This window comes from Nocardia sp. XZ_19_231, assembly GCF_015355705.1.
Taxonomy (GTDB): domain Bacteria; phylum Actinomycetota; class Actinomycetes; order Mycobacteriales; family Mycobacteriaceae; genus Nocardia; species Nocardia salmonicida.
The window spans coordinates 73,802-98,515 of record NZ_JACUZI010000005.1; the positions used below are offsets into that span (position 1 = coordinate 73,802).

Consider the following 24,714-nt stretch of genomic DNA (forward strand, 5'->3'; position numbering starts at 1 on the left):
ATCGAGACCTGAGTCACTCGGCGACGGTGCCGAACCGAATTCACGGGGAGTATCTGAATGCATAGGAAGCATGGGTTGCGCTCAAAGGCGAATGCGCTTCCCGGTTCGGTTCGGGTGGTGGCCACGGCATGTGTCGCCGCCATCGGCGTAGTCGTGGGAGGCATCGGGGTACCCCAAGCCGCCGCTGCTCCGGTGAGCGCGTTCTACACCCCGCCCGCGTCGATTTCGAGCACGCCCGGCGCGATCGTCAAGACCGAACCGATGAGTATCCTCGCGACTGCGCCTACCGCTGCGGGCTGGCCCGTCGATGCCACGCGTGTCATGTACACGACGCAGTATCAGGACGGGTCTCCCGCCGCAGTCACCGGAACCTACATCGAGCCCCAGGGGCCATGGCAGGGTTCGGGGCCACGGCCCACCGTTGTCATCGGGCCCGGTACCGCGGGCCAAGGCGATCAGTGCGCCATGTCGGTCGCTTTCTCCACCGGGCTCACCTTGTCCGCCGATCCCTCGCTGTCGTTGTCTGCCAACCAGGAACTGCCGTCCTCGGCGGCCTGGAGTGCACTGGGAGCTCGCGTCCTGGTCACCGACTACATCGGTCTCGGCACTCCCGGCATCCATACCTTCGCCAATCGGATCGAAGGAGGGCACGCCATCCTCGACGGCGCTCGCGCCGCCAACAACCTCGGCGGAGTCGGGCCGGAAACACCGCTCGTCCTCTGGGGTTATTCCCAGGGCGGCGGCGCCACCGCGGGCGCCGCGGAACTGCACCACAGCTACGCACCTGAACTCAATCTCAAGGGCACCTGGGCAGGTGGACCTACCGCCGATCTCGCCGCGATCCTTGCCCGCATCGATGGTGCCCTCATCGGCGGCGCCATCGGATTCGCCATCAACGGACTACTCGCCCGCTACCCCGAACTGAACGCGGCTGTCGACCGGGTGACCAGCCCGGCCGGACGAGCCATGCTCGAAACCCTCAGCAATGAGTGCGTCGGCGACATCATCCTCAAACATCCGTTCCTCAAAACCAGCTCGCTCACCAACGACGGTCGCCCACTGATCGAACATCTGCGCGACATCCCCGAGGCCGCTCCCGCCCTCGCCGAACTTCGCATCGGCAGCGTCGCTCCTGCGACACCGGTGCTGATCACCAGCGGCCTCAACGACGACACCGTCCCCTACGGCCAGGCTCGCCAACTCGCCGAAGATTGGTGCGCCGAAGGTGCCACGGTCACCTTCCGCACCAACAACCTGCCGCCGATCCTTTCCGGCGCTACCATTCCCAACCACTTCGGACCCGAATTGATCGACGGATTCGGACCGGACAACGCGATCACCTACCTGCTCGATCGCCTGGCTGATAAGCCGATCACCGGCTGCACGTTCAACTGAGCGGAGGCCGCGACATTGTCGATCATCGAGGAACGGCAAGCTCCTTCTTCGAGGATGGTACGACGCGCCAGCAGGAGTGTGCTGGTGGTGAATCCAGCCGCGCGTCGGTGGGTGACGATAGTGGGCACCGGGCGGCCTGACCCCTCAGCACCGCTCCGTCTGGGAGGTCGCCGACTGGAGTTGATGTCACGGTAGCTGCGAGGGTGCCCAGCAGTTTTGATAGCGGCAACGGTTGCGGTCCACATGGAACCGCTCCGACTCGACGCCGCGCCGTAGAACTCGACGCATTCGTATGAAAGTATTCGGAGTCGATCATCTCCGAATGAACCCGGCACCAGGCACAATTGACACCGAAGCCACCTTCGGGTGGCTACGGCACGCGCGGTTACTGTTCTCGACCAAAGGTTGGTGAATCCATCGATGTCGACACCGATGTACGACGAGGTCCTACCGCGCGGCGAACGCGACGGGTTCGGATTGCGCGTCGGCGCGATTATCGACCGTGGGGGAGAGGTGCTGCTCCTGGAAGTGAACAGCACCGGTCCCATCCGGCTTACCCACAAACTGCCTGGCGCCACCGTGGGACCTGGAGAGTCGGTTGCCGGGGCGCTGGCGCGGGGAGTCCGCGAGGAAACGGGTCTGACCGTCACCGGAATCCGACATCATGTCGGCGACTTCGACTATCTGTCCCCAGCGGGAAAACCGGTGAGACGCTTGCACTTCGCCGTTGATGTGAAAGCCACCGGCCCCATCCGCCTCTCCACCCACGCTGGGTACCTGTGGGTGTCCTTGGACCGAGAACTACTCGTTACTCCCTCGATTCGCAGCATCCTCGGGACTTACAAGGCTCTCGGCGCTTCCTGAGCGACCGATACCGACGGTCGGTGCGGCTGCTCTACCACCCTGCACGGGATGATGGCCGTTTCATCGGTTGAGTCGGCTGGCGACGTAGTCCAAGACCAGACCATCGTACTCAGTGTCCTTGCGCTGCTTCTTCCGTCAGTGCACTGACCCGGCATAACCGGAGTACGTCAAGCTGCCGAACGCGATGACCGTTTTTTGCCAGCGCCGCCATCTTGGCGGGGACAGACTCGATGTCATGGGTACACGTGAGGACTTGACCTTCGTCTCTGGCGCCGACCGGTGCGCCGCCTGGTGGTATCCCGCCGGCGGCGTGAGCAGGCCCGGTCCAGTGATCGTCATGGCACACGGCCTTTCCGGAACCCGCCGCGACCGGCTCGGTGCGTTCGCCGAACGCTTCGCCGCCGCGGGATTCGCCGCGCTGGTTTTCGATCACCGCGGATTCGGTGACAGTGGCGGCGAACCCGACCTGTTCGTGCCCGCCCGCCAACTCGAGGACTGGCGAGCCGCGATCGCCTACGCGCGCACCCGCTCCGAAGTCGATGCGCTGCGAGTGGTCACCTTCGGCTCTTCGATGGGCGGCGGTAACGCGCTGGCTGCCGCCGCTGAGGATCCCGCGATCGCTGCCGCGATCAGCCAAGTACCGTTCCTCGACATCATCTCGCAGGCCTATCGCGGGCCACTCACGGTGCGGCTGCGAACTCTGCTGACAGCCGTGCGAGGAGGTTACTTGCCCGCAGTCGGGCAGCCACACGAACCTGCCTTCATCAACGCACCCGACAGCGACCACGGCTGGCGTCGTGTCGTCTCGCTCGGCGAGGACTCCCGCTGGCGCAACCGTGTCAGTGCCCGCTGGCTGCTCGGCCGACCATTCAGACCGGCACGCGCGGCGCGTGACCTGCACTGCCCGTGGCTGGTCTGCGTCGGTGAACAAGACCAGGTCGCGGCACCGGGCCCAGCGATTCGCGCCGCCCGTCGCGCACCGCGCGCGGAACTACGCCTCTATCCCGGCGTCGACCACTTCGACATCTACGACGGACCCCAACACGAAGCTGTCGTCGCCGACCAGATCGCTTTCCTCCACCGCCACGTCGGCGAACAGGATTCGACCCCCGCCAGTCGCGACTCCCACAGCACCCCGACGACATAACGTCGGGAGGTCGAATCGGAGTCCGACCAGCTCATGGGCCGACCGCCGCCAGACCGGTCAAGCCGGTGCCTGGCCTGGCGGCGACCGCTGTGACTGCTTGGACCACAGAGTATTACGGGCTCGGGGAGAAGCAGGTGCGCGGGGCGTTGTGGCGGGTAGCGCTGCCGGTGGTGGCCGATGTGGGACTCGGACCGCATCCCCGAAAGTTGGCGTGAAGGTCACCGCCGTCAGACGCCGCTCACCCCGTCGGCTGCCAGGTGTACTCGTATTCGGGGACAGTGAATCCCGCCTCGAATGCGACGGTGCCGGAACCGGTTCGGTGCCAGCCTCTACTCTCGTAGAACTTGATGGCGGGTGTGTTCGCAGTGAGGACCTCCAGGTAGACCGGGCGGTCGGGGTAGGTAGCGGCCGACCAGGCCAGGCCCGACTCGATGAGGCCGGTACCGATACCGACGCCGTGCGCATCAGGGTGCGCGTGGAGGTTGTCGAGCAGGACCCTGCCGTTTTCGGTCGGACGGAAATGGGCGAAACCGACGACGGTGGAATCCTTCTCGGCGACGAACACACCCGCAGTGACGGGCTCGGACAACAGCGTGCGCCAGCGGGTGGCGTGATCCGCGTCGACCGGGCCGTCGAGGTACTCGTCAGGAAAGATACCCGCGTAGGCGATGCGCCAACTGGCGGTATGGAGAGCGGCGATGGCCGCAGCGTCGGCGGAGCCACCTGTGCGAATCAGCATGCGGTCGAGCATGGTCGAGGATCGCCGGGCTTGTCACACGCGAGGGTGCTGATCAGGGAGACCCGGCAGGTCATGAGCAGCGAAAGCAGCATTTCGCCGAGCAGGTCGCCCACAGCGATTCCAGCACAAGGGAACTCGCCTTTGTCAAGCAGTCGCGTCGAGATTGTGGGTCGAGAACGAGGCGCCCGGCAGCTGTCGTCTACCCGGTCTGTTGCGGGGGAGGAGTGAGATCGCACGGCGGCGGCATCGGCCGACCGGGCGGGCGCATCGTGATGCCTGGCCAGGAAATACCGCGAACTCCACCGGGGCCGCGAGCGACGCGGATTCCTTCGGCGGTGATCCGAGGGCGGTAGATGGTTGCGCGGTGACCGAATGCCGGGTCGAGATCGATGGAGTTGAACAGCCCCATTCTCGTCAACCACAGTGACGCGCGAACTACTTCGTCCTCGGTGAGCGATTCACCCGGCCAGCAGACCGATGCCCCGACGACGAAGGCGCCGAGCACCGGCAGCGGGTTGTCGAGGAGGTCTTCGTTGTGTGCCCATTTCAGCACCGCCTCGCGCGCAGCCCATTGTCGGTCGGAGCACCCGGGCGTCGTTCGCGCCGTGCTGTCCATTCGCAGCATCGCGGGTTTTTCCATCACGTCACTCCTCATTTTCCGAACCGAGCGGCTCGTGACACCACGACCCCTGTTACTGAGCCGACGGGCCCGGCCGGTTCTCCCGGCCGGGCCCAGCTGGCACGAGCTGTCAGTCCTGCTCAGCGGCGCGCTGACGTGCTTCGTTGGCTGATGCCTCAAGTCGTGCCTTCTCGGCTTCGGCTTCCTTCTCCGCGACCTCGCGCTGAGAATCGGCCTTGTCTTGCTGTGCACGGCCCTCGCGTCGCAACGAGTCGTTGCCCACCGCGGCCCCCGCGACCTCCTTGGCCTTGCCCTTCACGCCCTCGACGACGCCCTTGACTCCGGCCTCTACTCCGCTGTCGTTGTCAGACACGACTTTCCCTTCCGTAGGCCCAGCACTTCCCCCGTGTGACGCGAGCGAAACCCGGGGCTCGGCAGCTCCACGGCTGCCGTTTACAAGATAAACATATTCCGGTTTATCTTGTAAACCCTTGTGACGATCATTACGCGACGGGGTGCATTGAAATCCGCCGGAACATCCCGGTATCCTGGGGTTATAGCGGCCTGCTGGACGACCAGGGCCCGAAGATTTTGACAGGAGCTCAGCCCTGAGCGAGGACACGATCGACTCGGGCGCCGAGCTGCGCGACAACGGTCCACGGGACGGGGGCGCTCGCCGCTCCCCGCGGCTGGATCGCGTCTTGATCCTGGAATCAGCGATTGCACTGATCGATGAGGAAGGCCTGGGGCATCTCACGATGCGCCGTCTGGGCTCGTGGCTCGGCGTCGAGGCCATGGCCCTGTACCGGTACGTTTCCGGGCGGGACGACCTGTTGGCCGGTGTGGTCGATCATCTCGTCGACCAGCTCTACGATCAGAACCTGATGGAGCCCGACGACGAGGGCGGCAGTTGGCAGGGCTACCTGCAGCGCCTGGCGCATGGTGTACGCCGCGTCGCCATCGAGCACCCCGAGGTCTTCCCGTTGATGGCCGCGAGTCCACCGCAAGCGCCCTGGCTGTGCCCGCCGCTGCGCAGTCTGAACTGGATGGAATCCTTCCTCGAAACCATGCTTCACTATGGCTTCGACGACCGTCAGGCAGTCCAGGTCTATCGGTCTTTCGCTACGTTCCTGCTCGGCCACCTCCTTCTCGAGGTGGCGACCATGGGGGTCGAGTTGAGCCCGATCGCCACCGCCGAGCCTGGAAAGCACGAATCGTCAGATCTGGCCGACTACCCCCATGTCTATCGCCTGCAGGGCCATCTGGCAGACAACCGTGCGGCCGATGAGTTCGAAGAATCCCTCGAGGCACTGCTCGATCGGCTCGAAGCGATGCGCCGCGCTCGACAAAGCCCCTGAGCGGCGGCTCGACGATGTCGTGCCCGACAGTCCTCGACGCTCTCCCTACAGGTGGTGCGGGTTGCCACTACCGGATTCGTGGACATGGGCAACGAGGGCCGACTGCAGATACCACGACCCGTCGACGTGGGTGGGGTCCATGCCGGTGATCTGGGCAACGCGCTGGAGTCGATAGTCCAGGGTGTTCGGGTGAATGTGCAGGGTCTTCGCGGCATGTCTGCGGTTGCGGCTGTAGCGCAGGTATTCCGTCAGCGTCTCGACTAGATCAGGCTGATCGTGCAGGGGGGCCAAAATCGCTGCCAGTCGCTGCCGGCCGGGCCCGGGACGGGTGATCTGGTACTCCACCACCAGATCCCGCATGCGATACAGCCGGCCTGCGGGTCGGTGCAACCTTTCGGCGAGATCGAGCAGTTCGTGGGCTTCCTTCGCCGCCCCGGGGATGTGGCGGGTGGGGGCATGGACGAGCGCTGCCCGCAGCGGTGTCGCGGCCGCGGCCTGCAGGCGGTCGAACAGGTTCTCCGCAGCGGTGCCGTCGTCGCTGTCATCGGGGATCAGTACCGTTCCGCCGCCTTCGCTCAGCTGTGCCAGCGGCGAAATGCCGGCACACGACGCGAGTTCCTCGCGTAGTCGGCGCAACCACCCACGAGCCTCGATCTTGCTGAGGGCGGGATCGTGCGGATGTTCGGATGCGGCGGCCAGCGCGAGTACCGCGTAGGCCTCACCGATCTCGAACCCGCGGCCCCTGGCCCACGCGGGCGTCGCTGACCCGGCTATCAGAGCTGAGCTCAGCGCTTCGGAGTCATCGGTGCGCCCGCTCGTTTCGGCGCGGACGTAACGGAGATAGGCGCTGGTGAAGCTGGTTGTAACTTGTTCGAGGACCTCGCCAACTCGTTGTCCGGCCATCGTGACAGCCCTGCCGTCGGCGCTGGTGGCGCGTCGGGTCAGTTGATTCAGCACAAACCGGAAACCCGTGTGGGTGGCTTGTTGCACGGACTCGAGTGGCACACCCTCCGCGGCCCAATCGCCGATTCGCGCGCTGAGCTGAGCAGGTGGCTCGCCGAGTGGTCGACCTTGCATCGCGGCCACGGTCAGATCCAGGCAAACCTGGATAACCTCGTCGGCTTCCCGCCACGACACCCCGCACGGCAACACCGTTCGCCGGCTGTCGTCCAGGCCACCCCACTGCGCCAGCAACCGCTGGGAAAGGTTGTGGTCGTGGCGCAGACGTAGGGCCGCGGACACCCCGGCTATCTGAACCTCCTCCGCGCACGGGCTGCTCGTCAGCATGGTTTCCGACCTCCTGTGGCGTGCCAATCGACGTCCCCGCTTGCCGACCTCCGGCGCCGCCCATTGTTACAGTCAACACTGTAACTATCGAGGTGCTATTTGGCCATAGAAATGTCGATCTGCCTGCTCATGTCAGGAAAACTGACCCTCTGCTTGCTCGCGACCGCCACAGCAGCTTCTGGGACAGTTGGATAGGATCGCCTCGCTATCAGTGGATGGAGGTGGGAATGGTGGACAGTGAAAGGGAGTATCGGGTCGCGGAGTTGGCGCAGGCCGCCGAGGTCCCGGTGCGCACGGTGCGCTACTACCAGGAACGAGGTTTGCTCTCGCCGCCGGTGCGGCGTGGTCGCCACGCGTTCTACGACGACAGTCATCTCGAGCGGCTGACCTTGATCAGCGATCTGCTCACTCGTGGTCACAGCCTCGAGGGGATCGCGGACCTGCTGACAAGCGCTGAGTCGGGCGGCGGGGTCTCCGAGCTGCTCGGGTTCGAATCGGCGGCCGCGACGGCGTGGGCTGACGGTGAGATCGATATCGATCTCACCGAGCTGCTCGACCGCTTCGGAGACCAGGTCACGCCGGAGATCATGGCCGAGGCGATCGCGCTGGGACACTTGCGTGTCGAGGGCGATCGACTCATTTACTACAGCGGGCGCCTGCTCGACACGGCCACGGCGCTGGTGGCGGCGGGGATTCCATTGCGCGCGTTGCTCGCGCTGAGCTGGGAACTGGAGGCCGGCTTCGATCGTATGGCCTTCGCTTTCGTACAGCAGTTCCGCACCCATCTCCTCGGGCCTGTTCTCGATCAGCCCTCGCATGCCCAACTGCAACACCTGTCGCGCACCCTGGCCGAACTGCGACCGGTGGTACGTCAGGCCGCCGACGAACACCTCGCCCGGGCCATGGATCGGCGAATTGGAATCGACCTGCCGGAAATATCCCAGCAACTCAGCCACGCCGCAGACAATGTCCCAGCGAGTTCCACGATGGACAACCCCGAGAAAACCTCGGAGTCGTAAGGATCGGGGTGAGCCGCGACGGCGACGAAGACGGTGTCAGTTGTACAGTGCCGCAGCCAATCTGAGCGCGACTTCCAACTTGAGTCGCCGGCTTGCGACCTGATGCCCCAGCAGTTGCTCGATACGTTCGAGCCGGTATCGCACGGTGTTTCGGTGCACGCCCAGCTCGCGCGCGGTGGCCTCGACACTGCACATCGAGTCCAGATAGCAGGTCAGGGTCTTGCGCAAACGCACAGCGTTCGTGTCCGCTCCCAGAAGTCCGTTGAGCTCTTGCTCGATGAACGAGTCCATCGACTCCTGGTCCTGGCTGATCAGATGCTCCAGCTCGATCGAGTCGTAGAGCACGAGTCGGCCGGGCAGAGCGATCCTGCGTGACATCTTCTGTGTGGCAAGCGATTCCAGATGGCTACGACGAAAGCCCGCCACCCCGTGCGCGGGCAGCCCGAAGGCCGCATGGATCGAGCTACCCGCCAGGCAGGCAGAGAGCTCGGCGGTGGGCGAGCGCCAGCAACGACGTTCGCATGAAGGTCCAGCGGCTGTCGAAATGGCCACGGAGAGAAGGTAGTAACCCAGTGCGCCGGGGCTGGTCGTTGCTGTGAAGCGTTGGGGCAGAACATGATCAGTCATCTAGCGCGGAGCGGGGAGATCGGGATGCCAACTGTTGCAACACAACACATAGGCGATTGATGTCGATGTAGCATAACTGGCGAGCGGGGGTGGCTCGGATCTGATCCCGCAGTGGCTCCCTTGCTTGTCGCGAAACTGTTCTGCTGCCGTGAAATACACCAATTCGACAGGAGATCGCCATGCCAGAAGCTCGCCCGAACCGCCTGCGTCTGCTCGCCCCCGATCAGGAAGCCGCCGCGTCGGCCGTCGTTTCCGATCTGCTCACCGGGAACGCGGCCGGTGTCCCCGATTACTTGGTCGATGACATCGCCGCCGTCCGCGGGCGGTGCCGGTTCGCTCAGGTCCAGATTCCCGGCTACGACGGCGATCTGCTCGACGGGATGGCCGCCTGGCCGACCAGCGACGGCCCCCATGCGCTTGTCGTGCTTCCCGCAGGCTTGGACCCGGCGGGCTGGAAAATGTACTCCGGGGCGCTGATCCGGCTGCTCATGCGCGGCTACGCCGTCGTTGCCTATACCGAGCGCGGCTTGCCCGGTTCCGGTGGTGAGCTGACGGTGGCCGGTCCCGAAGACGTCGCAGACGGCTCGCTGGTGATCGATTGGGCGCTTGATCACCCGGAAATCCAGGCGGATCCGGAGCGTATCGGCATGGCTGGCATCTCCTACGGCTCAGGTATCGGCCAGTTGGTCGCTCAAGCCGATCCGCGCGTGAAAGCGGTTGTCGCCCTGAGTACATGGGCTGATCTCGGCGAAGCGTTGTACGACAACCGGACCCGCCACATCCTCGCCGCCGAAGCGCTGGGTGCGATCAGCACGAACCCCAGCGCCGAACTGGTGAAAGTACTCGAGGACTTCCGGACGAACACCAATATCGACGGTGTGCTGGAGTACGCGCGACGGCGGTCACCCGCCCACCTCCCGGATGAGCGTCGCCCCGTGCCGACCTTCTTCACCAGCTACTGGCACGAGACCATTTTTCCCCAGAACCAGCTGCTGAGCTACTTCGCCGAGTTCCCCGGCCCCAAGCGCCTGGATCTGGCAATCGGAGATCATGGGGCAGTGGAGATTCCGGGCTTGCTGCTCGGTGTGTACACCCGCACCACCGAGGCCGCGTACGACTGGCTCGACCACTATCTGAACGGTGTCGACAACGGCATCGATGACGACGGTGTCGTGCACACGGAAACTATGCATAGCTTCACCGTCTCCTCCTTCGTCGGTGTCGAAGGCTGGTCGTCCAACCCGATCCGCACCTACTATCTCGCCGCACCTGCGAGCGGATCCGGCGATGGTGCGCTGGTTCTCGACCCGCCTTCGGACTTCAGTCGGAGTATCCGGTCCGGTGAGCCGAATGTCCGTGCCGTGAATGTACTGGTCATGGATGGCTTCCGTGAGCGGCTGCTCATGCCCGTGCGTCACAAGCTCGCCGAGGTCGACCGATCCGCCGGAGCGGTGTGGACGAGCGCCCCGCTCCAGTCGCCGCACCACATCGCGGGTATCCCGCGAATTCGTTTGACGGTGACTCCCACCACCAAGGCAGCCACCGTCGTCGCCTACCTCTTCGACCTGGACGTGGTCACCGGCAACCTGAAGATCATCACCCATGCCGCGACCACCGTGAGCAACGTCGTACCGGAACATCCCACCGCGGTCGAACTGCATTTGCAGGCCACTGACTATCGAGTCCCCGTCGACCACCGGCTTGCGGTCATCCTCGCCACCGAGGATCCCTTGTACGCCGGCGAAACCGAACCCGGCACCGTGGTGACACTGTCCGCCTTCCACGGTGCTGCGGCTATCGATATCCCGATAGCCGACTGATTCCACCGGCGACTGATTGCCCCAGGACAGCGCGGTCTCCGGCAATCAGTCGCTGCGAAGGACTCCCATGGCCCTGCGGTCGATTCCATGGGAGGCCTTCGCGGACGCTCTCGAGCCGCACCTACCGGGGGTGGGTGCGCTGTCGCCAAGCGGGCAAACCGAGCAGGCGAAGGTGGGCGTTCAGCCTGCGAGTGTGAGTTGGTCGTCGGTGGTCTGGGCGCGCAGATCATTCAGGAGTCTGGTGAGTTTGCGTGACACGCTCATTTGGGAGACACCGAGACGTTCGGCGATCTCGCCTTGGGTGAGTGTGTCGTAGAACCGCCAGATCAGTAGTTGGCGGTCTTCTGTCGACAGTTGTGCGAGCAGGGGTGCGACGGTGATGGTGTCTTCGGTCAGTTGGTAGCGGGGGTCTTCGTCGCCGAAGGTGTCGGCGATGGTCATGCTGGGATCGCCGTCGGTCTCGCGTGCGGGGGTGTCGAGGCTGCGTGTCTGAAACGCGTTGGCCGCGACGAGGGTGCGGGCGATGTCGGTGACGGGGACGTCGAGTTCGGTGGCGAGTTCTTGGGCGGTGGGGGAGCGGTGGAGTCGGCGGGTCAGCTCGTCGGTCGCTGCCCGGACTTTGCCTTGTAGTTCTTTTTCGCGGCGTGGGACGTGTAGGGGCCAGATGTGGTCGCGGAAGTGTCTGCGTACTTCGCCCATGGCGGTGGGGACCGCGAACCCCAAAAACGGTGATCCGGTACTCACGTCGTAGCGGTCGACGGCCATGACTACGCCGAGGCGTGCGGTTTGGAGGAGGTCGTCGAATGCTTCACCGCGGCCGGCGTATTTGCGGGCGATGTGCTCGGCGAGGGGGAGGCAGATTTCGATGATTTCCTCGCGTAGGGCGGTGTGTTCGGGGCTGTGCGGGTCGGTCAGCGCCAGGTGTTCGAACAGGGGTTCGGCGTGTTCGTAGGTGGGGCGGGTGGCGGTGGTGGACATGCGGATCAGCTCCTGGTGTTCGTAACGCTCAACGGGGGGAGGTGACTTGAAGGCTGTGGTGGCCCAGCATTTTGGAGGACATCGTCATCGCGGCACCGAGGCTGAGGGCGCCGACGAGGGCGACGGTCGGCGTCTCGGTCGAGGTGGCCAGGCTCAGCAGAACGAACGCGCAGGTCGCCAGCATGATGGTGGTGCTGGTCAGATCCGTGTTCGGTGTGCTCGGTGCCTGATGACGTGGGTTGGTCATGAGTGCAGGGTTGACCGTCGTGGAGGCGAATAAACCGGAATGTGTCGATGATGTTGAGACGGTGGCGGTTCCGGATTTCGGGATTGAAACACCCGTCCAATGGGAAAGCGTCAGTTCACGTCTCGCCCGACAGGTCGGCGGCCGCGACGCCGTCGCCGACTCGGGTCGCATCCTTCAGCAGTTGGACGGCATCGCGGTATCGGCCGCGATCCCGGGCTGCGCGGCCGCGGTCTTGGGGAACGCGGGAGTGTCCAGCATCTGGCATCGATGGTCCAGGGACTGCTCGCCGACGACCGAACCTGTGACCGCCTCCGGTATCCCTAGCGCGAATCCCTCGACGAGGAGACCTGTGAGAAGCTCGGCTCGATCGCGCCCTACGTCGTGCGCAGGTGAGGCCGGCGACACGGGAGTCATGATTTCGACGGTCCGGTCGAGCTGGCGGGTTGCTGGTGGCGGTGGTGCCGTCGAGATCGGCGTGGCCGGTTCATAGACGAATACGGCCAGATCTGCGGCGTCGAGTCGATCAGCCAGGGAGTGGGAGCAGGGCGATCGACCAGCGGCGATACCTTAGGGGGGTGAAACGGTCACCGGAAACGGATTCCTCGGTCCGGATCATCGACGTCGTGATGGAGATGTTGATGTCGGACGGGTACGACGAGCTGCAGCTCAAGGAGGTTGCTCGTCGGGCCCAGGTTTCGCTCGCGACGGTGTACAAGAAGTTCGCCACCCGTGACGAGCTGATCGTCGCCGCTGTCACCCGCTGGATGGCGATCAACAGTTACGCCGAGCTGGAACTGCCTGTTGCGGGTGAATCGCTGCGCGACGGGTTGGTCCGCGTCATACGACACGTCTTCGAGCCGTGGGAACGCAATCCCAGAATGCTCGAGGCCTACCACCGTGCGCGTCGGGGTATCGGCGGTCGGCAGTTGGACGCACAGGGCGTCAGCGCCGTGCTGCCGGTCGCCGCGCTGTTGTTCGAGGGCTACGAACCCGCCTACGTCGAGGATATCGGACTGATCGTCACCAATATGATCTACGCGTTGACCGGTCGATTCGTCGACAGGGAACTCGACGTGACCGAGATTCTGCCCACGCTCGAGCGAGCGATCGACCGCTTGACGAGCAACAGCGTGGCTCCGCCGGAGAGCGTCCGCGCGACCGACGGCACGGCAGGCTCGCCGTTCCCGGTGTATCCGTCGCTGGCCGGTCCCTACGGGCCGGACCGCTAGATACCGCTTGGTATCTCCGATACCCGTGCTCATAACCCGACTGACCTGCGATAAAACGAATTTCAGCACCGCACGTCAATGCATAATCGCTGTGATGTAGATCACAAGTTAGTTGGATGAGACTGCTGTCACATTGGGAGTAACCGGATTACCGTGTGGTCGGCAGGGGCTCCGAGCGGTCGCATTTCGGGCGCGGGGGCGTACCTGTCGAGATCTTCAGATTCGAAGTTTGGATGGGAAGCCCATGGCCGCACAATTTGTTGATTCCGCGCACTGGAGAGCCCACGCCCGCCGACATCCCTTGCGATATCGCCTGGCCATCGTCGCGCCGAATGCCCTGGAAGTCGTTCGCTACGCCGGGGGCTGGCTCTTCGATCGGACGACTGCCGGGTGGGAGGTGACCGTACTGGTCGACGACCACTCCGACGACCGCCCGTTGCAGATCCTGGGTGCGACAGTCCTCGATATCGAACAGTCGCTCGCCGCACCGAAACACGACACGTGGCCGCATGCTGTGGCGGTACCCACCCAGATGTTCGAGGACTGTCGTGTTCGCGACGGGATTCTGGACTGCCTCGACCACCGTTCGGCCGAGCTGTCGCTGTGGGGCGGTGCTCTTCCGGCCGAACTCGAGGATCGGGTGAGAATCACGCACCATCGAGTGAGCCGCGCTGCGCGCGCTTTCAAAGCTTGCGCCTTGGCAACGGCGGGATTTCCCGCCGAAGAAGTCGGCCCCACCGAAGTGTTCCGCGTCAGCGCGCCACGGGCCACTGCTGGATTGGTCCCCACGAGTTGACTATGGCAACGGCCGAGCGTGAGATAGCCGACTGGGCGCGCGGCTACCTCCGCCGGCACCCGATTGCCGCCTTGGAAACGGTCGGCGGCCAATTCGTCCTGGGTACGCGTGCCTTGCGGTTTCTTGCCATCGATGTGGTCACCGGCCGGTTCGCGTTCCAGGAGTTCGTCCGACAGGCCGCGTTCATGGCATCGTCAGCGGCCCTGCCGACGATCTTTGTCGCCTTGCCGATCGGGGTGACGCTGTCCATCCAGTTCGGGTTGCTGGCCGGACAGGTCGGCGCCACCTCGCTCGCAGGCGCGGCGAGTGGGCTCGCGGTGATCCGACAGGGGGCGCCGATGGTCGCGGCGCTGCTGATGGCCTCGGCCGTCGGCTCGGCGATCTGCGCCGATCTCGGGTCGCGCAAGATCCGCGACGAGTTGGACGCCATGGAGATCATGGGCGTTTCGGTGATCCGCCGTCTGGTCGTGCCCCGGCTGGCGGCCGGAGTGTTGATCGGGGTGTCGCTGACGGGAATCGTCTGCTTCGTCGGCTTTCTCGCGGGTTACCTGTTCAATGTCTTCGTCCAGGGCGGGGCACCGGGAAGTTTCGTCGCGACCTTCTCCTCCTTCGCGACCGTCGACGATCTGGTGCTGACCATGATCAAAGCCGTTGTCTACGGAGCGATCGTCGCCGTGGTCGCCTGCGAGAAAGGGTTGACGACCAAAGGCGGACCAGCGGGCGTGGCGAATTCGGTCAACTCGACAGTGGTTTCCTCGATCCTGCTGCTGATGATCGTGAACGTCGCCTTCACCCAGCTGTACATGATCTTGCTGCCACGGCAGGGGCTGTAATGGCCGCGCAGTACTATCCGCCGGGGGTCAGGCCGATCTACCAGGCCGCGGTCCGGCTGGGCTCCGGGGCCATGCGTCTCGGCCACATGGGGACGTTCCTGTTTCGGGCCCTGTTCTCGATCCCGGTGATGCTGCGGCACTACCGCAAGGAATTTCTGCGCATCCTGTCCGACATCACCTGGGGCAACGGTTCGATCGTCGTCGGCGGCGGTACCGCGGGCGTCATCATCGTGCTCGGCGCGGCGGGCGGCGCGATCGTGGGCCTGGAGGGCTACAACGCGCTGCACCTGCTCGGCATGGAACCCACCGTCGGGCTGATCGCCTCGACCGCGTCGACCAGGGAATTGGCGCCCATCATGGCCTCGCTGGCCTTCGCCGCCCAGGCGGGCTGCCGGTTCACCGCGCAACTCGGTGCGATGGGGATCGCCGAGGAGATCGAGGCGATGGAAGCGATGGCCATTCGCGCCATTCCCTATCTGGTCAGCACCAGGATTCTCGCGTCGGTGGTCGCGATGTTTCCCCTGTATCTGGTGTGCCTGGCGGCCAACTATCTGGCAGTCGAAGTGGTGGTCGGCCTGTCCGGCGGCCTGTCGGCGGGCACCTATCAGCACTACTTCCAATTGGTGCTCAATGGCCCCGACATCGTGTACTCGCTGATCAAGGCAATCCTGTTCGTGATCCTCACCTCGACGATCCAGTGCTACTACGGCTTCTACGCCGCCGGCGGCCCCCAGGGTGTCGGCACGGCCGCGGGTCGGGCGATGCGGGCGTCCATCTCGGTGATGATCCTCGTCAATCTGTTGCTGACGATCGGTCTTTGGGGCATCGGTTCCAGCGCACGGCTGGGAGGGTAGATGTCGGCGACTCTGTTCGAGAAGGACGGGCGCGGTCCCGGCGGCTTCTCGCTGCTGCTGCGTGGCGTGCTGCTCATTGGGCTCACGGTGGCTGTGGTCACCGCGCTGTTGATGAAGTCGACGGGCCGCTTCGACGCCAAGGTTGAGGTGGTCGCCATGCTGGATCAGCTCGGTGACGGCCTCCCCGACCGATCCGACGTGAAGTTCCGTGGTCTGCTGATCGGCACCGTGGCCGCGGTGACGCTCGCCACCGACGGCGGTCCGAATCGGGTCGAACTGCTGCTCGACCCGGCCTACGCGTCGAGTGTGCCGCGCACGGTCACCGCGCGGGTGGTGCCGAGCAATGTCTTCGCGGTGTCCTCGATCCAGTTGGTGGACAACGGGCCCGGCCCCGCGCTGACCGCCGATACCGAGATCGCCCAGGACCGCAGTCTCGCGACCGTCCAACTCCAGACCGCACTGACCAAGCTGCGCGAGATCATCGCCGCCACGGGTCGAGTCGGATCCGACAGCACCGTCGGCCTGCTCGCCGCAGTGGCTCAGGCCACCGATCGGCGGGGCGGCGACATCGTGCGCGCCGGTGGGCAACTCGACCGGATCACCAGGGAATTCGACGCACTTCTCACACCCGACGGCGGTCCGTCGACCCTCGGCGCGATGGCCGAGGCAGTGCACGGCTTGAACGCGGCGGCCCCTGATCTGCTCGATGCCCTGCACTCCGCGGTGCTTCCGCTACGCACGGTCGCCGAACGCGAGGGGGAACTTCTGAACCTGCTCTCGGCGGGCAACAACACCCTGTCCGCGGTGGGCGGCGGCCTGACCCGACATACCGATCAGATCGTCACGGTGACGAATGATCTTGTGCCGGTACTCGATGTGGTGGGCGAGGGCGCCGCAGGCTTCGCGCCGATCGTGGTCCGGATCAAGACGATCTCGGATCTCTGGTTCGCCGAGTTCTGGAACTCCGACACCCAGATGGGCACCGGAAAGTTCCAGTTCCGATTGAGCCCACACACCGCCTATACCCGCGCGGATTGTCCTCGATACGGCGAGTTGGCCGCGCCGAGTTGCGCCACCGCGCCGACTGCGATCCCCGAGCAGGAGTTGTCGCCCAGCATGAATCCGCGGTCGTATCCGGTGCCCCAGTTGAGTCCGGAGATACAGGATCTGATCCGACGGATTCTGGGTGGGGAGGCCAATGCCGCGGAATCGGTACTGGCCCAACTGCTCTCCGACGCTCCACTGCCGTTCGGGGGCGGCCGATGAGCTTTCGTCGTTCATTGATCGGGCTGAGCCTGTTCTTGATCGTGTCCCTCGGACTGATCTGGGTCACCTTCGTCACGCTGCACCGAGGCGTAGACGGCACGGCGAGAACGTATTCCGCGGTCTTCAGCGATGTCACCGGTTTGCGTGTCGGTGACGACGTGCGGATGGCCGGAGTGCGGGTGGGCCGCGTCGACGGGATCGCGCTGGTCGGCAATCGCGCCGAGGTGCGGTTCCGAGTCGAGGAGCAACAGAAGGTCTTCGGCAATACGAAGGCCTCGATCACCTATCAGAACGTCATCGGCCAGCGTTACCTCGGCCTGGCGCTGGCCGACTTCGGCGAGCCACAGGAGTTGTCGCCCGGTGGGGAGATTCCGCTCGCGCACACCGAACCCTCGTTCGATATCTCGGTGCTGCTCAACGGGTTCGAGCCGCTGTTCGGCGGTCTGGATCCGCAGCAGGTCGACAATGTGACCGGTGCGCTGATCACCGCGCTACAGGGCGACAACACCTCGCTGGTTCTGCTGATCGCGCAGATCTCCACCCTCGCGGAGTCCGTCGCCGGGCCGGATCAGGTGCTCGGCGCGGTCATCACGAACCTGAGCCAGGTGGTGGGAGATCTGGCGGCGCACAGCGGCCAGGTGAGCACCCTGCTCACACAATCACGGTCGATCATCGACGGGCTCTCGCGCCACCGTGACGAGCTGATGGGGTCGCTGACGACAGTGGCGTCGGTGACCGGTCGCCTCGCTACCGTCGTCGACGACGTGCGGCCGCAGCTGAACGAATTCCTCACGCGCGAACCAGGATTCACCAAGCACTTCGAGCAGAACAAGGACAGTTTCGCCTACCTGGGTTTCAACCTGCCTGCCCTGCTGAAGGGGCTGGCCAGGGCGAGCCAGGAAGGGTCCTACCTCAACACCTACCTGTGCAATATGGGAGTGACTTTTCTGCCCGCGCTCGCGACCCTCGTGCCGACCATCGTCGCGCTGGCCTCGCCGACCGGCACCATCCAACAATCACCGATCTGCAGGTGAGGCAATGACATCGAAACATCCGTCGAAGAGCATGCTGGGGCTGATCGCGCTCGGACTGTTGCTCGCGGTCGTCGCCGGGGCGGTGGGATTCAATTCCCTCGGCGTCGGGCAGCAGCGCTACGACGTCGAGTTCGCGCAGGCCGCGGGCCTGCGCGTCGGGGACGGGGTGACCGTCGCCGGTGTCGCGGTCGGCACGGTCGCGGGTCAGCGGCTGGCCGGTGACCGGGTGCTGGTTACCCTGAGCGTCGACCGATCCGCCGCGCTCGGCGCCGACACCCGCGCCGCCATCAAACTGACCACCCTGCTCGGCGCCCGCTATGTCGAGTTGACGCCGGCGGGCGAGGGCGAGATCGCCGATCATCGGATCGGGTTGACCCACACCGCCGTTCCCTACGATCTGCAACAAGCGCTCGACAACGCCACCGCGACGTTCGAACAGATCGACGCCGGTCGCATCGCTACCTCCCTCGACGCACTGGCCAACCAGCTCGACGGCGTGCCGACTGTGTTGCCCGGACTGCTGGGCAATCTGCGCTCGCTCGCCGCGCTGCTCGGCAGCCGCCGCAACGAGCTCGGCGCGCTTCTGACGGGCGTGCAACAGCTGACCACCGTGGTCAACGCTCAACAGGGCGACCTTTCGGCCATCGTGACCAGGGGCCGCGATCTGGTCACCGAGATCCTCGCCCGCCGCGGTGCGCTACAGACCCTGATGGACTCGACGCGGCGGCTGGCGGATCAGGTCAGGGTCTTGGTCGTCGAGGACCGGCCCAAAATCGACGAACTGCTGCGCGGTTTCGACGGATTGCTCGGCAGCCTCGCCCGCCACGACGACCTGCTGCGCAACATCCTGCAGATCCTGCCCGTCCCCATCCGCAACTTCGCGAACGCCTCGGGCACTGCCAACGAGGTCGACTTCACCGCGCCGGCCGGGCCGATGATCGACTCCTGGATGTGCGCGCTGAGCGGTCGAGCAGACCAGGTCGCGCTGGCACCCTATTTCCAGGACTGCAAATGAAAAGACTTGTCACACTGGCCAGGATCGCGCTGGTGCTCGCACTCGGCGCGCTCGCCGGTTGCGCGGGCAGCCCGAACGACACGAATCGGGCCATCACCGTGACGGCTCGATTCGACAACGGCGCCGGACTCTACGTCGGTAATGCCGTCGCCGTCCTCGGGATGCCAGTCGGTGAGGTCACCGCGATCACCCCGCGCGGTTCTCATGTCGAGGTCACCATGCGTGTCGAGGGCGAGGTACTCATCCCGGCGGACGCGACCGCGGTCACCGTCTCGACCTCGGTACTGACCGATCGCCACGTCGAGTTCACACCGGCCTATCGCGGCGGCGCAGCCCTGGCGGATCACGCGCAGCTCGGCCTCGACCGCACGCGAACCCCCATCGATTTCGACCGCTTGCTCGGCGCCGCGGACGGGATGGCCGCGCAGTTGGCAGGCGCGAGTCCCGATACCGGTCCGATCGCGCGGCTGCTCGATGTGTCCGCGCAGATCGCCTCGGGGAGCGGTCCGGAGCTGCGGGCCACCATGAACGAACTCTCCGGCGCACTTCGACTCGGCGACGACGAGGGAGCCCGAACCCAGGCGGCGATCACCGACATCGTCGAACATCTGGCGATCTTGGTTCGCGCCGCGGCCGACAACGATCAGGTGATCCGGGAATTCGGCAGTGCGACAGGTCAATTGAGTGCGGTGCTGGCCGAGCTCGGGATCGGCGCGGGCGACACCGGCGCGCAGATCGTGCAGATCATGCAGCAGACCGACGACCTTCTCACCCAGAACAGCGAAAGCCTGCGTTCCACCGTGAACAACGCGACTACGGTGACCCGCGCGCTCGCGGATTACCGCGAGGAGGTCGCCGAGTTCATCGACGTGACGCCGCTGTTGCTGAACAACGCCTACAACGCCATCGATGTGGACTACCGCGGTGTCCGGGTGCACGCACTGCTGGACAAGGTGTTCTTCGACGGCCAATTGGTGAAGGAGGTGTGCAACATTCTCGGTCTGCGCCAACTCGGTTGCAGCACAGGAACGTTGCAGGACTTCGGGCCGGACTTCGGCATCACCGACATGCTCGAGGCGATGTCGAGGTTGCCGCGATGAGACAACGATTTTCGTCCGCGTGGATTCTGTTGCTCGCCGGTGTGGTGCTGGCGACCGTGCCCGGCTGCTCGGTGGGCCTCGGTGATCTGCCCCTGCCCGCTCCCGGCGTCGGTGGCACCAGCTATACGATTCACGCCGGTTTCGCCAATGCGCTGAACCTGCCCGAGCAGGCGAAGGTACGGGTGCTCGGCGCCGACGTCGGCCAGGTCGAGCGGATGTCGGCGCGCGACTACACCGCGGTGGTCACGATGCGCATCCAGCAAGGCGTGATCCTGCCGGTGGGTACCAGGGCCGAATTGCGCACCGCGACACCGCTCGGGGATGTCTTCGTCGCGCTCACCCCACCGGACGCCGCCGCGCCCGGGGGGCCACTTCTCCAGGACGGCGACACCATCGCGCTGTCGTCCACCCAGGCCGCGGCCACCATCGAGGAACTACTGACAACGGCGTCGCTGCTCGTGAACGGTGGTGTGATCCGGAATTTGACCAACATCGTCAACGGCCTCGGACAGGCTGTCGGCGACCGCGGCGCGAATCTCGCCGCGCTGCTGGACAGATCGACGAGGGTGGTGCAGGCCCTCGCCGCGCGATCAGCCGACATCCGCACGGCACTCGTCGAGGTCGACCAGCTCACCCGGCAATTGCAGGCTCAGCGTCGCCCGCTCGGCGAGTTGGTCGACGTCGCGGGTCCAGCGCTCACGATCATGACCGACAGTTCCCAGCAGGCGTTGGCGCTGATCCGGCAGGTCGATCAGATCAGCAGGGAACTGGCGAAGTTCCCCGCCATCGACGGGACCGCCGCGGTCGGCATGGTCGCCGACATCAACCGCCTCTCCGCCGGGCTCAATGCGGCCTCGACCGATCCCAACGCCAGTCTGGCGGCGATGAATTCGATCCTCGGACCGATCATCAAGGTCACCAACGGCACGTCCGCGCACGTGAACGCCGATCTGCAGGACGTGACGATCGGTGCGCTGCCCGACCCGGCGCATCCCGGTGATCCGGGAAGCCGGGTACCGGACGCGAGCGACTGGCAGGCCTTGGTCGGCACTTTGACCTACACCTTGCTCAAGCTGCAGCAGCGCGTGACGGGGGCGGGCCGATGAACACCCCGGAGCGCACTCGACAGGTGCTCGGCGTGCCCGCTCGCGTGGTCGTCGCGTCGGCCAGGTTCGGCAGCAGGTATCGCTCGCCGCTGTCGAGCGGCGCGCTGCTGGTGACCCTGGTCGTCGGCATCGCGTATCTGATGTTCGGTGCGCTCGGTGTCGACCCGACGGCGGCCACCATGACCGTTCGGGTGCACCTCGCGCAGTCCGGTGGGCTACTGGCCGGGCAGAACGTCACTTTGCGCGGGGTACCGATCGGAGAGGTCGCCTCGATCGAGCTGACCCCCACCGGGTTGGTGGCCACCGCTGCCATCGACGCGGATGCGCTGGTGCCCGCCGACGGCGCGGTTCGGGTCGCGAGTCTGTCGCTGGCCGGTGAGCAGTATCTCGACTTCCGCCCGATCGGGGACGATGGCCCTTACCTGACCGACGGCACCGAGATCGAAGTCGAGCGGACCTCGACGCCGGTACCGCTGTGGCAGACCCTCGCCCAGCTGGATACCACGCTCGCGCAGGTGGATCCGGCGCGGCTGGCGGCGATTGTCGAGGAACTCGGGGTGAGCGAGCAAGGTCCGCGCAAGCTCGCCGACATCATCGACGGCGGAATCTTCCTCGTCTCTACGTTGGATTCGGTGCTGCCCCAGACGGTGAGCCTCTTGCGAGACAGCCGGACGGTGCTCACCACCGCCGCCGATGCCGCACCGGGGCTCGGTGAGTTCGCCGGTGACGCGGCGGAGTTGATGGCGGGCATCGAAGCGAAGACCGGGGGGTTCGTCGATCTGCTCGGCGCGGCCCCGGGAACGCTGGGCGCGCTGGACGCGGTGATGGCACAGAACTCGCGCGGTGTGGTCGACCTGCTCGGCAATCTCGGCACGGTGGCGAACATGGCCAACTCGAGAGTGCCCGCGCTGCAGGAGTTCTTCTTCCCGACAGAACGCCCCGGATCGACGCTGGGCAACCTCACCGCGGCGTTCCACGACGGCGGCCTCTGGGGGCTGGTCAACCTCTACCCCCGCTATTCCTGTGACTACAACCTGCCGCGGCATTCGCCGTCGCGGCCCGACTTTCCCGAGCCGTACCTCTACACCTACTGCCCGAACGAGGACCCGTCCGTTCTCATCCGTGGCGCGCGCAACGCGCCACGGCCACCGGGCGCACATATCCCCGGAGCACCGCCGCCGGGGCAGGCCGCCGACACCCAGGCGATCCCGACTCCACTCGGACCATGGTCCATCCCGCTCACCTTCGCCGGACCGGAGCTGCCGACACCGGTACCGCGGTGAGCGGGCTCAGGGACTCGCACCGCACACCACCACGCAAGGAAGCACTATGAACGACACAGACACCAAGACCGAGACCGACACCGAGATCCTCGAACCGAGGGCAGAGAAGTCGTCGACGGATCCGGACGAGACCCTGGTAGCCGATGAGCCGAAGCACACCGGGCCCACGACCCTGCACCGGCTGGTGGGGATCGCCCGTCGGATCGCCGTGCCCGTAACGGTGTCGGCCGCCGTGGTGGCGCTGCTGGCGGCGGGGTTCTTCGGCTGGAAACTGGACCAGAAGTCCGACACCGATGCCGCCGCCGAAGCCGGGCTCGCGGCGGCGCGGGCCTACGCCGTCACCCTGACCAGCGTGGACTCCAACCACCTCGATCGTGATTTCGCGGCCGTGCTCGACGGGTCGACCGGCGAGTTCAAGGACATGTACACCCGGTCGAGCGGACAACTCCGGCAGTTGCTGTTGGAGAACAAGGCGACCGGCACCGGCACGGTGCTCGACGCCGCGGTGAAATCGAAATCCGAGACCAAGGTCGAAGTGCTGTTGTTCATCGATCAGACGGTGACCAATATCGCGGCCGCCGATCCCCGTGTCGATCACAGCCGCGTCCAGATGACGATGGAACTGGTCGACGGACGCTGGCTGGCGAGCCGGGTCTACCTGCCTTAATTCCCCGCGCGTTCGACCGCGCCGGGTTCCGCGCTGCCCTGCGGGAATGATGTTCTCAAATATGAATACTGTTGTTACCATCGAAGTACGCGCCTTTGTCGCGGCTTCCCGATCATCAGGAGTTCTCCGTGACCGATTTCGATACCGTGAACTATTTCACCGACCCGGATCTAATTCCTGATCCACATCCCTATTTCGATCATCTACGGGCGAAGTGCCCGGTAACCCAGGAACCGCACTACGGTGTGTACGCCGTCACCGGATACGAGGAATCGGCTGAGGTACTGAAGGATTCGTCGATCTTCTCTTCGGCCGTCGCGGTCGGCGGACCCTTTCCGCCACTGCCGTTCACGCCGGTCGGCGACGATATCAGCGAGCTGATCGACCAGCACCGGACCGAGTTGCCGATGTATGAGCACATGGTGACGATGGACCCGCCGCAGCACACCTTCGCGCGGTCGGTGTTGAATCGTCTGCTCACGCCGGCTCGCTTGAAAGAAAACGAAGAATTCATGTGGCGGCTGGCGGACCAGCAGCTCGACGAATTCGCCGATGTGGGCCACTGTGAATTCCTTTCCCAGTATGCCAAGCCGTTCGCACTATTGGTCGTCGCGGATATGCTCGGCGTTCCCGAAGTCGATCACCAACAATTCCGTGTCGTGCTCGGCGCCCCCCAGCCGGGCGCCCGACCCGGCGCGATCGACAACGAAGCTCTCTCCAGCAACCCGTTGGCCTGGCTGGACGAGAAATTCGTTTCCTACATCTCGGATCGCCGAAACGAGCCACGCGAGGACGTGCTGACGTCGTTGGCGCTGGCGAAGTATCCGGACGGCACCACACCGGAGGTCCTCGATGTGGCGCGGTCGGCGACCTTCTTGTTCGCCGCGGGGCAGGAGACCACGGCCAAAGTGCTGGGTGCCGCGGTGCGGTTCATGGGCGATCACCCCGACGTGCAGCAGCGATTGCGCGAGGACCGCAGCCTGATCCCGAACTTCATCGAGGAGACCCTGCGGATGGACGCACCGGTCAAGAGCGGGTTCCGGCTTGCTCGCCGCGCGACCACCGTCGGTGAGGTGGACATCCCGGCCGGCGGATTGGTGATGTTCTGCCCCGGCGCGGCCAATCGGGATCCGCGCCGATTCGAGGATCCGCACGAGTTCCGCCTCGACCGCGACAACTTCCGCGAGCACATCGCGTTCGGCCGCGGCGTGCACACCTGCCCGGGCGGTCCGCTCGCGCGCGTCGAAGGCCGGGTCTCGATCGAGCGGATCCTGGACCGCCTGCTCGACATCGAGATCGACGCCGACAAGCACGGTCCTGTCGGTGCGCGCACCTACGGCTACGAGCCCACGTTCCTGCTCCGCGGACTCAGCGAACTGCACATCAACTTCACTCCCCATTCCTGACCACGACAACAACGACAGAGGTAGG

At 65.3% G+C, this 24,714-nt stretch carries 27 protein-coding genes; 19 read left to right on the forward strand and 8 right to left on the reverse strand.

Features of this window, described 5'->3' with window-relative positions; genetic code table 11:
* Window positions 1-57 precede the first annotated feature (57 nt).
* The 4 genes from IBJ82_RS22300 to IBJ82_RS35100 all read left to right on the forward strand — a co-directional run bounded on the left by IBJ82_RS22300 (window position 58) and on the right by IBJ82_RS35100 (window position 3,621).
* A complete protein-coding gene (locus IBJ82_RS22300) occupies window positions 58-1,395 on the forward strand; it encodes a lipase family protein (protein ID WP_194827918.1) in 1,338 nt (445 codons plus the stop codon).
* 420 nt (window positions 1,396-1,815) lie between these two features.
* Window positions 1,816-2,259, forward strand: coding sequence for an NUDIX hydrolase (locus IBJ82_RS22305; protein ID WP_194827919.1), 444 nt, complete (start codon window positions 1,816-1,818; stop codon window positions 2,257-2,259).
* Window positions 2,260-2,494: 235 nt separating this feature from the next.
* Window positions 2,495-3,406, forward strand: coding sequence for an alpha/beta hydrolase (locus IBJ82_RS22310; RefSeq protein ID WP_194827920.1), 912 nt, complete (start codon window positions 2,495-2,497; stop codon window positions 3,404-3,406).
* Window positions 3,407-3,495: 89 nt separating this feature from the next.
* On the forward strand, window positions 3,496-3,621 hold the full coding sequence (locus IBJ82_RS35100; RefSeq protein ID WP_255533018.1) for a hypothetical protein: 126 nt from the start codon (window positions 3,496-3,498) through the stop codon (window positions 3,619-3,621).
* A 23-nt stretch (window positions 3,622-3,644) separates the two neighbouring features.
* On the opposite strand, the gene IBJ82_RS22315 is transcribed toward IBJ82_RS35100, so the two are convergent.
* The 3 genes from IBJ82_RS22315 to IBJ82_RS22325 all read right to left on the reverse strand — a co-directional run bounded on the left by IBJ82_RS22315 (window position 3,645) and on the right by IBJ82_RS22325 (window position 5,137).
* The gene (locus tag IBJ82_RS22315) at window positions 3,645-4,145 is read right to left on the reverse strand and encodes a GNAT family N-acetyltransferase (RefSeq protein WP_194827921.1); all 501 of its coding nucleotides are present in this window, start codon (window positions 4,143-4,145) and stop codon (window positions 3,645-3,647) included.
* A gap of 199 nt (window positions 4,146-4,344) precedes the next feature.
* The gene (locus tag IBJ82_RS22320; RefSeq protein ID WP_194827922.1) at window positions 4,345-4,785 is read right to left on the reverse strand and encodes a hypothetical protein; all 441 of its coding nucleotides are present in this window, start codon (window positions 4,783-4,785) and stop codon (window positions 4,345-4,347) included.
* A gap of 109 nt (window positions 4,786-4,894) precedes the next feature.
* Window positions 4,895-5,137, reverse strand: coding sequence for a CsbD family protein (locus IBJ82_RS22325; RefSeq protein ID WP_194827923.1), 243 nt, complete (start codon window positions 5,135-5,137; stop codon window positions 4,895-4,897).
* Between the two features lie 250 nt (window positions 5,138-5,387).
* Here IBJ82_RS22325 and IBJ82_RS22330 point away from each other — a divergent pair, with 250 nt between their 5' ends.
* Window positions 5,388-6,122 (forward strand): TetR/AcrR family transcriptional regulator, encoded by a 735-nt coding sequence (locus IBJ82_RS22330; protein ID WP_370585468.1) that lies wholly within the window; start codon window positions 5,388-5,390, stop codon window positions 6,120-6,122.
* A 45-nt stretch (window positions 6,123-6,167) separates the two neighbouring features.
* On the opposite strand, the gene IBJ82_RS22335 is transcribed toward IBJ82_RS22330, so the two are convergent.
* Window positions 6,168-7,409 (reverse strand): CdaR family transcriptional regulator, encoded by a 1,242-nt coding sequence (locus tag IBJ82_RS22335; protein WP_194827924.1) that lies wholly within the window; start codon window positions 7,407-7,409, stop codon window positions 6,168-6,170.
* Window positions 7,410-7,636: 227 nt separating this feature from the next.
* Between IBJ82_RS22335 and IBJ82_RS22340 the strand changes: the two genes are divergently transcribed.
* Complete coding sequence (locus IBJ82_RS22340; protein WP_194827925.1) at window positions 7,637-8,428, forward strand: MerR family transcriptional regulator; 792 nt, start codon at window positions 7,637-7,639, stop codon at window positions 8,426-8,428.
* A 36-nt stretch (window positions 8,429-8,464) separates the two neighbouring features.
* Here the strand turns inward: IBJ82_RS22340 and IBJ82_RS35455 are convergent, their stop codons facing one another.
* A complete protein-coding gene (locus tag IBJ82_RS35455) occupies window positions 8,465-8,980 on the reverse strand; it encodes a helix-turn-helix domain-containing protein (protein WP_194827926.1) in 516 nt (171 codons plus the stop codon).
* Between the two features lie 254 nt (window positions 8,981-9,234).
* Here IBJ82_RS35455 and IBJ82_RS22350 point away from each other — a divergent pair, with 254 nt between their 5' ends.
* On the forward strand, window positions 9,235-10,875 hold the full coding sequence (locus IBJ82_RS22350) for a CocE/NonD family hydrolase (protein WP_194827927.1): 1,641 nt from the start codon (window positions 9,235-9,237) through the stop codon (window positions 10,873-10,875).
* 180 nt (window positions 10,876-11,055) lie between these two features.
* Here the strand turns inward: IBJ82_RS22350 and IBJ82_RS22355 are convergent, their stop codons facing one another.
* The 3 genes from IBJ82_RS22355 to IBJ82_RS22365 all read right to left on the reverse strand — a co-directional run bounded on the left by IBJ82_RS22355 (window position 11,056) and on the right by IBJ82_RS22365 (window position 12,514).
* Window positions 11,056-11,853: a SigB/SigF/SigG family RNA polymerase sigma factor gene (locus IBJ82_RS22355; RefSeq protein WP_194827928.1), complete on the reverse strand. Its 798-nt coding sequence runs from the start codon at window positions 11,851-11,853 to the stop codon at window positions 11,056-11,058.
* Between the two features lie 28 nt (window positions 11,854-11,881).
* On the reverse strand, window positions 11,882-12,100 hold the full coding sequence (locus IBJ82_RS22360) for a hypothetical protein (protein WP_194827929.1): 219 nt from the start codon (window positions 12,098-12,100) through the stop codon (window positions 11,882-11,884).
* Between the two features lie 174 nt (window positions 12,101-12,274).
* Window positions 12,275-12,514 carry a hypothetical protein gene (locus tag IBJ82_RS22365; RefSeq protein WP_194827930.1) on the reverse strand — a complete coding sequence of 80 codons (240 nt, stop codon included), beginning with the start codon at window positions 12,512-12,514 and terminating at the stop codon, window positions 12,275-12,277.
* 161 nt (window positions 12,515-12,675) lie between these two features.
* Here IBJ82_RS22365 and IBJ82_RS22370 point away from each other — a divergent pair, with 161 nt between their 5' ends.
* The 12 genes from IBJ82_RS22370 (at window position 12,676) to IBJ82_RS22425 (ending at window position 24,689) form a co-directional block, all read left to right on the forward strand.
* Entirely contained in the window at window positions 12,676-13,329 is a 654-nt protein-coding gene (locus tag IBJ82_RS22370; RefSeq protein WP_370585429.1) for a TetR family transcriptional regulator, read from the forward strand.
* Window positions 13,330-13,630: 301 nt separating this feature from the next.
* Window positions 13,631-14,125, forward strand: coding sequence for a hypothetical protein (locus tag IBJ82_RS22375; RefSeq protein WP_056815092.1), 495 nt, complete (start codon window positions 13,631-13,633; stop codon window positions 14,123-14,125).
* Between the two features lie 2 nt (window positions 14,126-14,127).
* Window positions 14,128-14,958 carry an ABC transporter permease gene (locus IBJ82_RS22380; protein WP_194827931.1) on the forward strand — a complete coding sequence of 277 codons (831 nt, stop codon included), beginning with the start codon at window positions 14,128-14,130 and terminating at the stop codon, window positions 14,956-14,958.
* Window positions 14,958-15,812, forward strand: a complete 855-nt coding sequence (locus IBJ82_RS22385) for an ABC transporter permease (RefSeq protein WP_194827932.1) — start codon at window positions 14,958-14,960, stop codon at window positions 15,810-15,812. The genes IBJ82_RS22380 and IBJ82_RS22385 overlap by 1 nt, the downstream gene beginning before the upstream one ends.
* Entirely contained in the window at window positions 15,813-17,078 is a 1,266-nt protein-coding gene (locus IBJ82_RS22390; protein ID WP_194827933.1) for an MlaD family protein, read from the forward strand. It begins immediately after the preceding gene.
* The gene (locus IBJ82_RS22395) at window positions 17,075-18,112 is read left to right on the forward strand and encodes an MlaD family protein (protein WP_194827934.1); all 1,038 of its coding nucleotides are present in this window, start codon (window positions 17,075-17,077) and stop codon (window positions 18,110-18,112) included. Before IBJ82_RS22390 ends, IBJ82_RS22395 begins: the two co-directional genes overlap by 4 nt.
* Window positions 18,113-18,116: 4 nt before the next feature.
* Entirely contained in the window at window positions 18,117-19,127 is a 1,011-nt protein-coding gene (locus IBJ82_RS22400) for an MCE family protein (RefSeq protein ID WP_194827935.1), read from the forward strand.
* The gene (locus IBJ82_RS22405; RefSeq protein WP_194827936.1) at window positions 19,124-20,227 is read left to right on the forward strand and encodes an MCE family protein; all 1,104 of its coding nucleotides are present in this window, start codon (window positions 19,124-19,126) and stop codon (window positions 20,225-20,227) included. Before IBJ82_RS22400 ends, IBJ82_RS22405 begins: the two co-directional genes overlap by 4 nt.
* Window positions 20,224-21,333, forward strand: coding sequence for an MlaD family protein (locus IBJ82_RS22410; RefSeq protein WP_194827937.1), 1,110 nt, complete (start codon window positions 20,224-20,226; stop codon window positions 21,331-21,333). Before IBJ82_RS22405 ends, IBJ82_RS22410 begins: the two co-directional genes overlap by 4 nt.
* Window positions 21,330-22,616: an MlaD family protein gene (locus IBJ82_RS22415; protein WP_194827938.1), complete on the forward strand. Its 1,287-nt coding sequence runs from the start codon at window positions 21,330-21,332 to the stop codon at window positions 22,614-22,616. Before IBJ82_RS22410 ends, IBJ82_RS22415 begins: the two co-directional genes overlap by 4 nt.
* A gap of 46 nt (window positions 22,617-22,662) precedes the next feature.
* Window positions 22,663-23,283 (forward strand): hypothetical protein, encoded by a 621-nt coding sequence (locus tag IBJ82_RS22420; protein WP_228537548.1) that lies wholly within the window; start codon window positions 22,663-22,665, stop codon window positions 23,281-23,283.
* A gap of 128 nt (window positions 23,284-23,411) precedes the next feature.
* Window positions 23,412-24,689: a cytochrome P450 gene (locus IBJ82_RS22425; protein ID WP_194827939.1), complete on the forward strand. Its 1,278-nt coding sequence runs from the start codon at window positions 23,412-23,414 to the stop codon at window positions 24,687-24,689.
* Window positions 24,690-24,714: the final 25 nt, after the last annotated feature.